This window comes from Singulisphaera chitinilytica (assembly GCF_049331405.1).
GTDB lineage: Bacteria > Planctomycetota > Planctomycetia > Isosphaerales > Isosphaeraceae > PoT.
This window is the reverse complement of the sequence record NZ_CP186274.1, coordinates 4811451-4825879: the sequence shown is the minus strand read 5'-3', so window position 1 is coordinate 4825879 and position 14429 is coordinate 4811451. Positions and strand designations below refer to the sequence as shown.

At 65.7% G+C, this 14429-nt stretch carries 11 protein-coding genes; 9 read left to right on the top strand and 2 right to left on the bottom strand.

Features of this window, described 5'->3' with window-relative positions:
* Nucleotides 1-74: 74 nt before the first annotated feature.
* The 9 genes from ACOYYX_RS19205 to ACOYYX_RS19165 all read left to right on the top strand — a co-directional run bounded on the left by ACOYYX_RS19205 (nucleotide 75) and on the right by ACOYYX_RS19165 (nucleotide 10963).
* Nucleotides 75-2594: a glycogen/starch/alpha-glucan phosphorylase gene (locus ACOYYX_RS19205; RefSeq protein ID WP_422931524.1), complete on the top strand. Its 2520-nt coding sequence runs from the start codon at nucleotides 75-77 to the stop codon at nucleotides 2592-2594.
* A gap of 462 nt (nucleotides 2595-3056) precedes the next feature.
* A complete protein-coding gene (locus ACOYYX_RS19200; RefSeq protein ID WP_422931523.1) occupies nucleotides 3057-3959 on the top strand; it encodes an efflux RND transporter periplasmic adaptor subunit in 903 nt (300 codons plus the stop codon).
* Nucleotides 3960-4029: 70 nt separating this feature from the next.
* Entirely contained in the window at nucleotides 4030-4458 is a 429-nt protein-coding gene (locus ACOYYX_RS19195) for an efflux RND transporter permease subunit (protein ID WP_422931522.1), read from the top strand.
* Nucleotides 4455-5405, top strand: coding sequence for a YybH family protein (locus tag ACOYYX_RS19190; protein ID WP_422931521.1), 951 nt, complete (start codon nucleotides 4455-4457; stop codon nucleotides 5403-5405). The genes ACOYYX_RS19195 and ACOYYX_RS19190 overlap by 4 nt, the downstream gene beginning before the upstream one ends.
* Nucleotides 5406-5469: 64 nt before the next feature.
* The gene (locus ACOYYX_RS19185; RefSeq protein ID WP_422931520.1) at nucleotides 5470-7296 is read left to right on the top strand and encodes a tetratricopeptide repeat protein; all 1827 of its coding nucleotides are present in this window, start codon (nucleotides 5470-5472) and stop codon (nucleotides 7294-7296) included.
* A gap of 77 nt (nucleotides 7297-7373) precedes the next feature.
* Nucleotides 7374-7961: an HdeD family acid-resistance protein gene (locus ACOYYX_RS19180; RefSeq protein WP_422931519.1), complete on the top strand. Its 588-nt coding sequence runs from the start codon at nucleotides 7374-7376 to the stop codon at nucleotides 7959-7961.
* An 85-nt stretch (nucleotides 7962-8046) separates the two neighbouring features.
* Nucleotides 8047-8946, top strand: a complete 900-nt coding sequence (locus tag ACOYYX_RS19175) for a polyphosphate kinase 2 family protein (RefSeq protein WP_422931518.1) — start codon at nucleotides 8047-8049, stop codon at nucleotides 8944-8946.
* Nucleotides 8947-9096: 150 nt separating this feature from the next.
* Nucleotides 9097-10212, top strand: a complete 1116-nt coding sequence (locus ACOYYX_RS19170) for a redoxin family protein (RefSeq protein ID WP_422931517.1) — start codon at nucleotides 9097-9099, stop codon at nucleotides 10210-10212.
* A gap of 46 nt (nucleotides 10213-10258) precedes the next feature.
* Nucleotides 10259-10963, top strand: a complete 705-nt coding sequence (locus ACOYYX_RS19165; RefSeq protein WP_422931516.1) for a hypothetical protein — start codon at nucleotides 10259-10261, stop codon at nucleotides 10961-10963.
* 317 nt (nucleotides 10964-11280) lie between these two features.
* Here the strand turns inward: ACOYYX_RS19165 and ACOYYX_RS19160 are convergent, their stop codons facing one another.
* Nucleotides 11281-12918, bottom strand: a complete 1638-nt coding sequence (locus tag ACOYYX_RS19160) for an aldehyde dehydrogenase family protein (protein WP_422931515.1) — start codon at nucleotides 12916-12918, stop codon at nucleotides 11281-11283.
* A 136-nt stretch (nucleotides 12919-13054) separates the two neighbouring features.
* Nucleotides 13055-14401, bottom strand: coding sequence for a peptidylprolyl isomerase (locus ACOYYX_RS19155; RefSeq protein ID WP_422931514.1), 1347 nt, complete (start codon nucleotides 14399-14401; stop codon nucleotides 13055-13057).
* Nucleotides 14402-14429 lie beyond the last annotated feature (28 nt).

Here is a 14429-nt window from a genome sequence, read left to right as displayed (position 1 = left end):
AAGGGCGGGCCCGCGATCCTCGAGGCCCTCCGCGAACACTACTCCCGCTGGAAAGCGAACGAGGAAGCCAACCCATGAGCCGTACCAGCCCCCGCACGAAGAACCCCCTGGCCGAAGCCCGCGACGGCGACGGCCCCGCAGGCCTCCTCGCCAGATACGGTTGCGGCCCCGTGAAATTCACCGGGAACGACGACGCCCTGTACGAGCGCAGGCTGGTGTTCGACCACGTCCTCGACCCGGCGGACGCCGGCCCTCGCGAGCGGTTCGAGGCCGTCGCCTCCGCGATACGCGACATCCTCTCCCAGCACTGGGTCTGCACCCAGCGGGAGTACGACGCGAAGAATCCGAAGCAGGTCTATTACCTCTCGATGGAATTCCTGATCGGCCGATCGCTGGCGAACAACGTCATCAACCTGGCGCTCTCGCCCCTGGTCGACGCCGCCGCGCGCGAGAAGGGGCTGGAACTCGCCGAGATCCTCGAGCAGGAACCCGACGCCGGCCTCGGCAACGGCGGGCTCGGCCGGCTCGCGGCCTGCTTCATCGAGTCGATGGCCACGATGGCGATCCCGGCCGTCGGCTATGGCCTGCGCTACGACTATGGGATCTTCCGCCAGGAGATCCGCGACGGCAGCCAGGTCGAGCAGGCCGACCACTGGCTGGCCCGTCCGGATCCCTGGGAGGTTCAGCGCCCCGGCGAGACGGTCAACGTGCCGCTCGGCTCGCGGTTCGAGGCGCATCGCGGCGTGATCACGGTGCATCGAGGGCAGCCCTCTCATCTGCTCGGGATCCCCCACGACCGGCCGGTGGTCGGCTTCGGCGGGCGGACGATCAACACGCTCAGGCTCTGGCAGGCGTCGACGCCCGACGTCTTCGACTTCGGCGAGTTCAGCGGCGGCGATTTCTTCGGGGCGGTGTCCGACCGCATCCTCGCCGAGACAGTCAGCCGCGTCCTCTATCCGGATGACTCGACGCCCCGCGGGCGTTCGCTCCGGTTCGTCCAGGAATACTTCCTCGTCGCCTGCTCCCTCGCCGACATTGTCGCCCGCTTCCGCCGCCGCGGGAACGACTGGTCGACGCTGGCGGACAAGGTCGCTGTGCAGCTCAACGATACCCACCCCGCGATGGCCGTGGCCGAGTTGATGCGGATCTTGCTCGACGGTGCGAAGCTCGGCTGGGACGAGGCCTGGGACCTCACCGTGCGCACCCTTGCGTACACCAATCACACCCTGCTGCCGGAGGCGCTGGAGAAGTGGCCGGTCGAGATGTTCGAGGCTCTCATCCCTCGCCAGCTCGAGATCATCTACGAGATCAACCGGCGCTTCCTGGATACCGTGAGGGCGGACCACCCTGGCGATGATGCCAAGGTCGCCAGGATGAGCCTGGTCGAGGAGACTCCCTCCCGCCAGATCCGCATGGCGAACCTGGCGATCGTCGGGACGCACAGCACCAATGGCGTGGCGGCCATTCACTCGCAGCTCCTGCGGACCAGGACGGTCGCCGATTTCGCAACGATGTTCCCCGAGAGGTTCAGCAACAAGACCAACGGCGTCACCCCGCGTCGCTGGCTCTTGCTCGCCAATCCCGACCTGGCGGCGCTGCTCACCGAGGCTGTGGGCGAAAGCTGGGTCACAGACCTCGCCATGCTAAGGCGGATCGTGCCGCTGGCCGACGACTCGGCGTTCCGCGAGAAGTTCCTGGCCGCCAAGCGCTCGGCCAAGGCCAGGTTCGTCGACTGGATCAAGGCCAGGGACGGCGTGACGCTCGACCCGGACTCGATCTTCGACACTCAGATCAAGAGGATCCACGAGTACAAACGTCAGTTGCTGAATATCATCCACGTCGTGATCGCCTACAACCGGCTCCGCGACAATCCTTCGCTGGACGTGTCGCCTCGGACCTACCTGTTCGCCGGCAAGGCGGCCCCGGCATACCGGCTCGCCAAGCTCATCATCAAGCTGATCAACGACGTCGGCTCGGCCGTCAACCGCGACCCGGACATGCGCGGCCGGCTCCGGGTCGAGTTCCTGCCCAACTACTCGGTCACGCTCGCCGAGAGGCTGATCCCCGCCAGCGACGTCTCCGAGCAGATCTCGACGGCCGGCTACGAAGCCAGCGGCACGAGCAGCATGAAGTTCATGATGAACGGGGCCCTGACCGTCGGCACCCGTGACGGGGCGACCATCGAGATCGCCGAGGAGGCGGGCGAGGAGAACGTCTTCCTGTTCGGCCTCACGGCCGAGCAGGTCGCCGAGTCTCGGGGATGGTATGACCCCCGCTGGCACTACGAGCATGAGTCAGAGACTCGCGCAGCCCTGGACCTGATCTTCTCGGGGCATTTCAACCGCCAGGAACCGAGGCTCTTCGACCCGATCCGCGATGCCCTACTCGCGCAAGGCGATTACTACCTGCACCTGGCCGACCTGACGTCGTACGCGGCCGCGCAGGCTCGCGTGTGTGAGCTGTACGCGGACCGCGGGGCCTGGGGCCGCAAGGCGATCATCAACGTCGGCTCGTCGGGGAAGTTCTCCAGCGACCGGACGATCGCCGAATACGCCGCGTCGATCTGGAAGGCGGTCCCCGTCCCTATCTCCTAGGCCGGAGCTTCCGAGACAGCATTCGCCGACCCACTCAACTCGAGCGTGCCGATGACCCTCTCCGAATCGCCTCCCCAGATCGAGACCGTGCCGTTGCTGGGCCTGACCGGGATGCTGTTGGCGGCCCCCTCACGGCGATGCTGAAGATCATCTGCGAGAACCTGCCCCACACTCGCCCCTCACCGCCATGATGGCGGAAGAAGATAAAACGATATAAATTAACGATATAATCGCTTGAAAATTCATAAGATTGTCAATGAAATGAATTTGACGAATAGTCGTTTCCCGGTCCTTTGCATTGGGAGGCGAGGGCCTGGCATCCTGCGCGAGGCCACCATGGGGAGATCGACCATGCTGAGCATAGGTGAGTTTGGATCAAGGACCATGCTCTGGATAATAACGGCCGCGGCATGCATATCAGCCGCCCCCGCAGGTTGCTCGCCCCGGGCCGAAGCAGGTCGCGTGCCGCCGCCCCCGGTCGTCTCGGTCGTCGCGGCCCGTCGGATGACCGTCCCCATCATGGCAGAACCGATCGGGACGACCAGGGCCCTCGAGGAGGTCTCCATCCGGGCCCGGGTCCGCGGGGTCCTCGACGACCTCCACTTCGCGGAGGGGGGAGACTTCAAGGCCGGCCAGCTCCTCTTCGTCATCGACGTGGATCCCTTCAAGGCCAAGCAGGTGGAGGCCCAGGTTGCCCTCGAACTGGCCGAGGCCTCCTTGAAGAAGGCGAAGGACTCCAAGGCGAGAGAAGTCGCGACGGAGCAACTGGAGCTCAGCCGGGCGGCGCTGAAGCTGGCCGAGGTCGAGGAATGGCGAGTGCAAAACCTGTTCAAGCGAGTCGCCACCAGCATCGAGGACGTCCAGCGAAAGCAGGCCATTCACCAGAAGGACGCGGCGCAAGTCGACGCGGACAAGGCGAGCCTCGAGCAGGCGGGGGCCGACTTCGACACCGATATCCTTGCCGCCCAGGCGGAGGTCCCCAACCCGGGCGCGACGATCCCTCCCGCCGAGTGCGTGAAGGCCGACGTCAAGGTGGGCGAGACCAAGGATGCGATCGTCGTCCCAGAGCAGACCGTGATCGAGACGCAGGCCGGTCCGACGGTCTTCACCGTCGATGGGGCGGGCAAGGTCGCGGTCGTCCAGGTCGGGGCGACGTTCATCTACCAGGGCCTTTGCGTCCTCGAATCGGGACTCGAACCCGACCTTCAGGTGATTGTGGAGGGCATGCAGTTCGTCCGAGGAGGCCAGACGGTCAAGATCGCGGCGACCTCGCCGGAGACGCCCCGCAAGGCCGAGTCTCCCGCGACCGCGAAGGAGACCCTGCGCGACGGAGACAAGCCCCGCGAGCCGGCCCAGAAGCCGTGATCCTTGCGATCCCCAAGGCACCGGAATCCCACGACGATCCCAGACGCGTCTCACCGTTGCGAGAACAGCCATGGTCAACTTCTTCATCGGCCGCCAGATCTTCGCCACGGTGCTGGCCTTGCTGATGCTGCTGGTCGGCGGCATCTGCGCCTTCGTCCTGCTGATCTCGCTCTATCCCGAGATCGTGCCGCCCCAGGTCCAGGTCACGACGACTTACACCGGAGCGGACGCCCAGAGCGTCGCCGATACCGTGACGACCCCCGTCGAGCAGCAGATCAACGGCGTCAAGGGCCCGATCTACTTCAGCTCCGACAGCACGTCGAATGGCGTGACCAACATCATCGCCACGTTCGCCTTCTCGTTCCTCTTCTCGGCGTTTAACTCCCTGACGTCCACCCCGGCATCGCCCGGGTCTTCCTCCGCCCCAAGCTCGGCGAGACGAAGTTCCCGCCGTTCCGCGGCACTCTCGCCGACCGATCCGTTGGAGCCATCACCATGAAAAAGTATGCAATAGTTCTGGCGATCCTGGCACTCTCCGCGACCCTGGGCCTGGTCGCGGCCAAGGATCAGCCTGCGCCGGCGTCGGCACCGGTCGGAGGCGAACCTCAGGAGAGGGAAGCCGACATCCGGGCCATCACCGATCTGCTTGCGTCCTTCGTCAAATCCTACAACGCCGGCGACGCCAAGGCGCTCGGCGACCTATTCACCGCCGAGGCGTTGATCGAGGACGATGATGGCGAGGTCACGCAGGGCCGCGATTCCATCGTCAAGCGTTTCACGAGCAAGTTCGCCGGCGAGGACCGAGGCACGCTCGCCTTGGACACCGAATCGCTCCGCTTCTTCGGGAAGGATCTCGCTGTCGAGGAGGGTAAGGCGACGCTGACGAGCGGTCCTGACGGCACGCCGAGTTCGAACCGGTACACCGTCATCTACGCGCGGGAGGACGGTCGCTGGCTTCACGCTCGGATCCGCGACGAGCCGGAGGTCGAAGTCCCCGCACGCGAGCATCTCCAGGCACTCGAATGGATGCTCGGCGAGTGGGTCAACGAGAGCGACGACGAGGTCGTCTACACCACTTGCAAGTGGTCCGACAATGGCAATTTCCTGGTCAGGCAGTTCGACGTGAAGATCGAGGGCTCCATCGCCCTGACCGGCACCCAGCGCATCGGCTGGGATGCCCAGCGGGGGCAGTTCCGGATGTGGGTCTTCGACGACCGCGGCGGGTTCGCGGAAGGACTCCTCTCGTCCGATGGCGGCAGTTGGTTCGTGAAGGGCACGGGCGTCCGGTCGGACGGGCAGTCGGTCTCGTTCACCAACGCCATAACTCCCCTCGATAAGGACCGGATCCGCTGGGAGATCCTCGAACGAACCGTCGGAGGAAAGACCACGCGAAACTTCGACCAGTTCGAGTTGGTCCGACGGGCGCCGCAACCTGGAAATGAGTGACTGCGGAGGGGGAGCCCGAACCGAGAGTTGCGAAGCATCAAAGCGATACAATGGGAGGATTGCGATGGCAGCCCGACTCGGCAGAGGTCTTCTGGTGATTTCCCTGGCATGCGCGATGTCGACCCCGACGGCCTTCGCCCGCGGGGGGCGAGGCGGCGGCGGAGGTGGCTTCCGCGGGGGTGGGGGTGGCGGCGGATTCGGCGGTGGGATGCCGCGTGGCGGCGGCGGCGGGATGGGTGGTGGTGGATTCAGCCGCAGCCCATCCGTCAGCGCACCGAGGCCGGCCCAGCGCCCGTCGGGTAACGCGTATCGTCCCGCGAACTCTCGCCCCACTAGCCCACAGGTCGGCGGCGGTCGTCCGGGAAGTGCCGGACCAGGCGTCGGTGGCGCGGGAGGCATTGGTGGCGCGGGAGGCGTCGGCAATCGCCCAGGAGGGGTCGGTGGTGTCGGCAATCGCCCGGGCATCGACAGCCGCCCGGGCATCGACAGCCGCCCGGGCATCGACAGCCGCCCGGGCGGCGTCGGAGGCGTTGCCAATCGCCCGGGCATCGATAGCCGGCCTGGTAGCGTCGGAGGCGTCGGCGGCGTCGGAGGCGTCGGCGGCGTCGGAGGAGTTGGCGGCGTCGGAGGTGTTGCCAATAACCCGGTCGGAGGCCGTGCAATTGTCGGTAGCGGCAACACGATCAATCGGGGCGATGTCAACGTCGGGGGGATCCGTCAGAACAACCTGGCTGGGAACGGCGTCGACCCTGGCTACGGAGTTCGCCCTCCCGCTTACAACAACTGGCGAGGTGCGTACTGGGGATACCACAAGGGTTGGGCCAACGGGTACTGGCATGGCTACCACAATGCCAACAACTGGGGCTGGGGATCATTCGCCGCGGGGACGGCCGTCGGCATGTCGGCCTGGGAGCTCGGCTCGTCGTTCTACGGCTGGGGCTATGGCGGCGGTTACGCGAACCCTTACTACGCGGCAGCGATGATGGCCCAGCCGATCATGGTCGACCAGACGGTCGCCGGCGAGGCTCAAACCGTGAGCGTTCCGGCGCTCGTGTACGACTACAGCCAGCCCATTGATACCCAGTCGTCCCCGCCCGCCGCGGAGGTCGTCGACCCGGCCATGGAGAAGTTCGCCTCCGCCCGCGAAGCCTTCCGCTCCGGCGACTATGCCGGGTCGCTCAGGCTGACCGACGAGGTGCTCAAGGTACTGCCGAACGACGCCACACTCCACGAGTTCCGGGCCCTGATCCTCTTCGCGATCGGCAAGTACGACCTCGCCGCGGGCCCGCTCTACGCGGTCCTTGCGGTCGGCCCCGGCTGGGACTGGACGACCATGGTCGGGCTCTACCCGGGTGTCGACGTCTACACCGGACAGTTGCGAAATCTCGAGGCCTTCACCAAGGCCAACCGATCCTCGACGTCCGGCCGGTTCGTCCTCGCCTATCACTACCTGACCCAGGGCCACATCGACAATGCGGTCGCCCAGTTCAAGCAGGTCGTCGCCCTGGACCCACAGGACACGCTCTCCGCTCAACTCCTCAAGCAGTTCTCCAAGCCCGCCACGGAACAGGCGAAGCCGGCCCCGACGGAGACCGTGGCCCAGGCCAAGCCGGGCCGCCTGCCCGGCGAATGGACTGCACGCCCGAACAACGACACGACCATCCGCGTGAATATCGCCGACGACGGCAACTTCACCTGGAAGGTCGACACCAAGGGCAAGACACACCAACTCGTCGGCAAGTGGACCCTCGGCGACGACGTGCTCACACTCGCCCAAGCCGGCGAAGGGGGAGCCCTGGTCGGCCGCGTCACCTGGCAAACCGGGGATCGATTCCAGTTCCGGACGATCGGGACAGCAGTCGATGACCCTGGGCTTGTTTTCACGAAGTGATGGAGTGTTGATGAAACCCTGTTTGCAAGTTCGCGTCGAAGATCACGAATCAGGCTTTTCCTCAGGAGATCTCGGCAATGTCAACGTCATTTGAACGTCCCCTCGCCGCGGAGTTGCGGCACGGCCTGGACACCCTTCGCGGAAATTGGATCTGGTTCGTTTTGCTGGGGATTGCAATCTCCGTGCTGGGCCTCGTCGCGTTGGGCTCGGTGGTGATTGCGTCGATCGCTTCGGCCGTGGTGATCGGCGTCCTCATCCTGCTGGGCGGCATCGCTGAAATGGTCGGTGCGTTCTGGTGTCGCGGTTGGAGCGGGTTCTTCATCCATTTGCTCTCCGGCGTCCTCTCGATCGTGGTCGGCATCCTGTTCCTGAGGGCGCCGATGGGCGCCTTGCTCGCCCTGACGCTCCTCGTGGCGTGCTTCCTGATGGTCGGCGGGATCTTCAAGATCGTCGGAGCGCTCAGCTACCGATTCGGCACATGGGGTTGGTCGCTCGTCGGAGGGGTCATCGACCTGATCCTGGGCGTGATGATCTGGCAGGAGTTGCCGACATCGGCGCTATGGGTGATCGGGTTATTCCTGGGGATCAATCTCCTATTCCGTGGCGCCAGTTGGGTCGCGCTCGGCCTGACGCTACGATCGCTCCCGCCCCTGACGCAGCCGTGATGCGTCGACTCGAGAGCGCTCGGATTACTCCGCGGTCGTGACGCCACCTTCTCGAGAAGGATCGATTTCATCCCGGGAGGTCCGCTTGATTCGCAAAGATATCATCAAGATTTTTCGCGTCCCGGTCGGCGAGAAGGTCCGGCTCAAGGATTACAATCCGGGCTGGGACCAGATGGACGAGATGAAGGAGCTTGGCAAGGACGCCCTGAAGGAGCGGGCTCGCGAGATCCTCGACACCAGCCGTGCCGACCTGAGCCAGGCCCAGGAACTCCTGTATGCCGACGACCGGTTTGCGGTGCTCATCGTCCTCCAGGCGATGGACGCGGCCGGCAAGGATGGGACGATCAAGCACGTCATGTCCGGGGTCAATCCCCAGGGCTGTCAGATCTTCGGCTTCAAGAAGCCGAGTGCCGAGGACCTGGACCACAACTTCCTCTGGCGGTACATGCGGTGCCTGCCCGAGCGGGGACGCATCGGGATCTTCAATCGGTCCTATTACGAGGACGTCCTCGTGGCCAAGGTCCATCCCGATCTCCTGGCCGCGCAGCGCCTATCGGTGTCGGATGTCGGCAAGAAGTTCTGGCAACATCGGTACGAGGATATCAACGCATTCGAACGTCACCTGGTGAGGAACGGGACGGTGATCCTCAAGTTCTTCCTCAACGTTTCGAAGGACGAGCAGAAGCGGCGTTTCCTCGAACGGCTCGAGCGGCCCGAGAAGCACTGGAAGTTCTCCACGGCCGACCTGGCCGAACGTGCTCATTGGGACGAGTACATGCGAGCGTACGAGGATTGTCTCTCGGCCACCAGCACGAAATGGGCCCCGTGGTACGTGGTCCCGGCCGACCACAAATGGGTCGCCCGGGCTGTCGTCGCCGACGTCGTCACGACGACGATCCGGTCCCTGGACCTGAAATATCCGGAGGTGACCGACGAGCAGCGGGGGCGGCTGGCCGACGCGAAGCGTCGCCTCTTGGAGGAGTGACGCAAGTCCGCACCCGATGGCCGGGCGTTATCAGTACGACATCATGGGCGGGGACAAATCTCGTTCTGCAGGCACGGTCGCCGCCTCCGACAGTTTTGGCAAAATTGATCCCGAAGTATTTGTCATATTTGCATAAATAGAGGTCAAACCTTGATCCGTAAGCTTCCAATGTGGGTGGATCGTGCGACGCTCCCGAGACTCTCGGACGGCCTGTCGCCCCCGTCCATTCGCGCCGGACTCACCGCCGTCCTCCTGATCTTACCCGCAATGACGTTCGCCCAGCCGGCCGGACGGGCCAACGAACACGCAGGGGCCGACTCGCTCACGACGATCGATGCGGAGTACCAGCAGCAGCGTGCCCGCATCGACCGAGAGCGGATCGAGCGCCTCACTCGCCTGGCGGCGACTCAGAAGGCGGGCGAGGCCGAGGTGACCTATCTCGAGATCTTCCGATTCGCCATCGCATCCGAACGATATGTCGAGGCCGAACCCGCCGCCGATTTGGTGATCCGAACCGGCGCATCGGGCCAGGAGGTCGCCTTACTCGCGCAGCTCGTGAAGATCATCGCGGAGGCTGAACGGGGCGATTACGAGGGATCGCTGCGCGACCTCAAGGCCTACGCGGACGCCCGTCCCGCCGGCGCCCCGATTCCCCCCCGCACCTTGCTGATGCTCGGCGAGGCCTACTTCCGTCGCCTCGTCCGCGGTCAGAAATTCGACCTCGCCCGCGAGGTCTGCGACCTCGTCGCCCGGAAGGCCGAGTCCCCCGCGATCCGGGATCACTTCTCCGGGTACCGGCGGCGACTCGACCTCGTCGGTCGGCCTGCGCCAGTCATCCGTGGCGTCGACGTCGACGGGGCCGAGGTCAAGATCGCGGACCTCAAGGGCAAGGTCGTCCTCGTCGTCTTCTGGGCGACCTGGTGCAATCCCTGCGTCGAGCGGATCCCGATGATGAATCGTGCCCTGGAACTGCACGAGAAAGACGGTTTCGCCATCCTGGGTGTCAACCTCGATACGGGGCCTGACCGGGCTCGGCTCGTGCGGCAGTTCGTCGTCGATTTCGGTGTCCCCTGGCCGAACGTCCTCAGCGGCGAGAGAGGTGCCGACATCGCGGACGCCTACGGCGTCGCGGAGATCCCTGCGAACGTCCTCATCGGCCGCGACGGGAAGGTCATCACACTCGACCTCGGTGGCGCAGACCTGTTGCGAACCGTGTCGCAGGCCATCGGATCCTCGAATCAACCGAGAGGCAGCACTGGGCGTTAAGGCCCGAGCTCGGCAAATACTCTCCCGTAGCGAGACAGGGAACCCCATGCGAGCAACATGGATTTCAAGGCATGAAGTGCGTCTTGTCGTGGCGGCGACGATCCTGATCATCTCCTGGGCGGGATCGGCCCGAGCGCAGGTGGGGGTCGGAGTTGCCTATCCAGGCGTCCCATTCCTCTACTACACGCCCCAGAACGTGCCGAGCCCGACCGATTACCTTTACCAACGCGACCAGGCACGGATATCCGCCTTCGCCAACCCCCTCCCGCAGCAGGCCGCAGCCAGCTCGACGGCAGCGACGGATCGCAACCCCAATGCCTATTTCAACCACCTCCGCGATTATTCCGGAGAAGCTACCTACCACGTCCAGTCGCGGCAGAGTCTCAGCCGACGCTCGGCCCCGCCGCCGAAGCAGGCCCCCTCACAGCCCACCGCGCTCCCGCTCGATGCCTACTTCCTTATCAGCGGGAGCCTGGACTGGCCCCATGACGCACCCGACTCCGCCGAGCTCCTCCCGGCACGTGTGGAGGCCGAGGCGGCCATCAAGGCTGTTCGCGAGGAGATCCGGGCTTCTGGCAAGGCGAAGGCGCAGAGCGTCGGAGTCGCGAAGAGGAAGCTGATCAACTACGGGCAGAGGGCCCTCGTCGAGGTCAGGTCCACTCGATCAAGGACGGTGGCTGACATCTTCCACTACTTCCTGCGTTTCCTCGACCAGTCGCTGGATGAGGCCTCCGACGCCGTTGCGTCGTGACCCGGTCGAGGACCATCGGGGCTGGATCTGGGACCTAAGCCTTCGGGATGCCCGGCGGTGAGACGAGGCCCGGCTCGTAGGTTCCGAGTGGCCCGGGCGGGCTTTGCCGGAGGGCGATCCGAGGACTATTCGTCGGACTGTCCAACGTGGTGTGAGACCCGCGTCGAGTGGGAGCTCCTCTCGACGCGGCTGCGTCGTCGGTGATACCGCCGGATCACTGGGCATGGCGATAACGTCGGTCGACATCGGTCGGCCAACTCGGAGGCGACGCAATCTCCCCGGAAATTTGGCGCGTCATCCGTGTCATCCTAGAGAGTTCATTGGATGTCACCTCGGGTCCAGTCGCCGTCGACCTGGCGCCACATCCGACCGGTCGGGTTCTTGTCCCGCAGGCAAGGCGGCAGCCGGTGCTCTCGCACATTGTCGTACGACTCCAGCTGGGTGAACCGCAGGATGCTGGCGGGGAGGCCGACCGCCGTGAAGTGCGGCTGGCTCGTGGCCGGGAAGGGGCCGCCGTGGTTCATCGCCGGGGAGACGGCCACGCCGGTCGGCATCTTGTCATTCAGCAGACGGCCCACCTTCGGGCGAAGGACGGAGACGACTTGCTGATATGCCGAGTCGTCGGAGCCGTCTGTTGCAGAGTAGACCGTGCCCGTCAGGTTGCCCTCGAGCGTCTCGAGCACTGAGAGCAATTCCGGCTCGTCGTCGGCCAGGACGATGAGAGCCGCATTCCCAAAGGCCTCGGTCTGGAACGTCTGCGGATCGCCGAGGACGCGCTTCGCCGTAGTTCGGAGCAGGGTATTCGGCAGTCCGAACCCTCCGCCCTTTTCAGAGGTGCCTCCGGTGACGACCTCCGCGCCGGCGCCCTGGAGGGTCTCGAGTGCCGATTTCAAGGAGGCCTCGCCCGCGGCGGAGAATAGCGTGCCGGCGGGAGTCGCGGCCAGCTTGGCGGCGACGACCTCGACGAATTTCTCGCCGGCCGCGCCGACCTGGAGCAGGACTAACCCAGGCTTCGTGCAGAATTGCCCGCAGCCCATCATGACGCTGGTGGCAAGCTGGTCGGCGATCCCATCACCGCTCTCGGCCAGGGCCCCGGGCAGGATCACGACGGGATTGATGCTCGACATCTCCCCGAAGAAGAGCTTCCCGGCGGCGTCTGCCGCGGACTTGAGCCGGAGGCCCGCGCCTCGGCTGCCGGTGAATGCGACGGCCTTCAGCCGAGGATCGCTGACCAGCCGCAGCCCGTCGGCCGGCTCGACGTGGTACAGCATCTGGACCACCCCGGCCGGGAGCCCCGCCGCTTGAGCGGCGGTATGCGCGGCCTCTCCCAGCAAGCGGCTCGTCGTCGGGTGCAGCGGGTGCGCCTTGGCGATGACCGGATTGCCCGCCGCGATCGCCGCCGCGAAATCGCCGCCGGCCACGCCGTTGAAGGCGAAGGGGAAATTGTTGGGCCCGATGACGAACACCGGCCCGAGGGGCGCCAGGCACGACCGGAGCCCGGCCTTTGTGTCGATCGTCGCCCGCCGCCACGATCCGTCTCGCGCCGCGGCGGCCGCCTGTCGTAGCTGGCCGGTGGTACGCGGGAGCTCGACATTGGCCAGCCGAGGCGTTGAGGGCAGGCCGGTCTCGCTCGCCGCGGCGGCGACCAGGGCTTCGGCGTTCTCCTCGATGGCCGCGGCATATCCTTCGAGGAATGTCGCGATCCGCTCGGCGGCGTCGGGCAGGGCCTGGAGCACCCTCGAGGCCGCCTCGGCCGCCGCGAGGGCGTCCTCCACGTCCGTCATCCCGCTGACCGGGTAGAGTCCGGGCAAGGTCTGCCTGGTTTTCGGATCCGTCGCCTGGAACGTTTCGACCGACCGGGCCTCCCGCCACTCGCCGCCGATCAGGACGGGCGAGACGTCATTGGGGTTCTCGGTGCGGGTCGACGCTGCGGCGGAACCTGTTGCGGAAGACATATTCGTTCTCTCTGGAGCGTGCGGCAGGCATGGGGCATGGAGACGTGCCCTGGCCTTGGCCTCGGATGACCCTGGCCCATTGTGGCCACTCGCCATCGGCGAAGATAGACCGGACTGCTTTCTGGCGAGTCGGCCGTCACCTCTCTCGGATCACCCGACGAATCTCCACCGGTTTTGCCGACTCGCGGTCCTTCGTCAGGGATGTCAGGATCGCGCGAACTACTTCACGCCCCTTCTTCACGCGACCGATCGGCACGACCGCAGTCGAACCAATGTCGATCCGCTCCCCGAGGAAAACCGCAAACCCGACCCAGCCGGCCTCGTCCCGGACGAGGGCCACGGTGCCGTCGGTCAGCTCCGGGTTCGCTACCGGAACCTCGTCCAGCTTCAGCTCCTTGGCCCATTTCTCCTTCCACCGCGGGTTGACCGTCGCCCAGGCACCGCCGCCCGCCGCCCGATCGAACCGCCCGGAGTGGTAGCCGCCGTCGAGGGCGATCAGGAGGAAGTTCTTCACCGCGGCCAGGTTCGCCTTGGGGTCCAGCTCGACGTCGAAGTCGCCGGCCGAGGTCTGGACGGTGGCCAACGGATGTTCGCCGGGCTCGGTCGACCGCCAGCGAAACTGCGGGACATGCTCCGGGTCATACTTCGTCAGATGGGCGCGGCCCTCGGGTGCACGGTCGCGGGGCTTGAGGTACCGCCAGGGGCCGTCGCCGAAGACCTCGAGACATAGGGCGGCCAGGGCGGGGTCATACTCCTTCAGCCTGGCCCGGGTGCGGACGTCGTTGTGGAGGGCATCCGGCGGGGCGTTGTCGTCGAACCAGCTCTGGACCCCCTCGGCCCAGTATTCCTGCCGATTCGTGGCCGCATAGGTGTTCTTCCACAGACCGTGGGCCACGGCCGAAGTGTAGGCCGCCTCGAGACGACCGTCGAAGGTTGGATCGACCTTATTCAGGCCCGTCTCGTGGATCGCGTGGGCGAACTCGTGGAGGAAGATGTTCTCGTTGGGGTAGGGGTCGCGGCGGAAGCTCAGGAGGTTCTCCTCGCCGCCGCTCACGGCCGGGGCGTGGGGCGTCGCCCCCAGGCCCCGTGCCCGGCGGTCCCAGAAGAGCTTGGGGCGGAGGTCGGAGTGCTCGGGCACGTCGGTTGTGTACTCATCACTCGCCATGACGACGGCCCGGACCTTCTGATCGGCCATGGCCTTGAGGATATCCCGACGCCCGCCCACCATGCTTCGGATGATCCAGACGGCCTCCGCCATCGCATCGTCGCTCACCTTCGCCGAGCCCAGGACCGGCAGGCCTTCCACGTCGAGGTACTTCTGATAGTACGGATCGAGCTTCAGACGATCGCGCAGATCGGCCGGGACGGGCCTCACCTCGGCGGCAGCGATCGATCGGCTTGAAGAAAACGAACTGGCGAGGACGAGCAGTGCCATCGCCGCAAGCCGTCGATGGGATCGGGCTCGGATCGAATCGGGGTGCACGGCGTCACTCCTGGTTCGCAAGATGTGG

Bases quoted from the DNA above. Each gene is read 5' to 3' on its own strand.
- ACOYYX_RS19165 (WP_422931516.1), top strand. From the start codon at position 10,259: ATGCGAGCAACATGGATTTCAAGGCATGAAGTGCGTCTTGTCGTGGCG.
- ACOYYX_RS19190 (WP_422931521.1), top strand. From the start codon at position 4,455: ATGAAAAAGTATGCAATAGTTCTGGCGATCCTGGCACTCTCCGCGACC.
- ACOYYX_RS19185 (WP_422931520.1), top strand. From the start codon at position 5,470: ATGGCAGCCCGACTCGGCAGAGGTCTTCTGGTGATTTCCCTGGCATGC.
- ACOYYX_RS19195 (WP_422931522.1), top strand. From the start codon at position 4,030: ATGGTCAACTTCTTCATCGGCCGCCAGATCTTCGCCACGGTGCTGGCC.
- ACOYYX_RS19160 (WP_422931515.1), bottom strand. From the start codon at position 12,918: ATGTCTTCCGCAACAGGTTCCGCCGCAGCGTCGACCCGCACCGAGAAC.
- ACOYYX_RS19180 (WP_422931519.1), top strand. From the start codon at position 7,374: ATGTCAACGTCATTTGAACGTCCCCTCGCCGCGGAGTTGCGGCACGGC.
- ACOYYX_RS19205 (WP_422931524.1), top strand. From the start codon at position 75: ATGAGCCGTACCAGCCCCCGCACGAAGAACCCCCTGGCCGAAGCCCGC.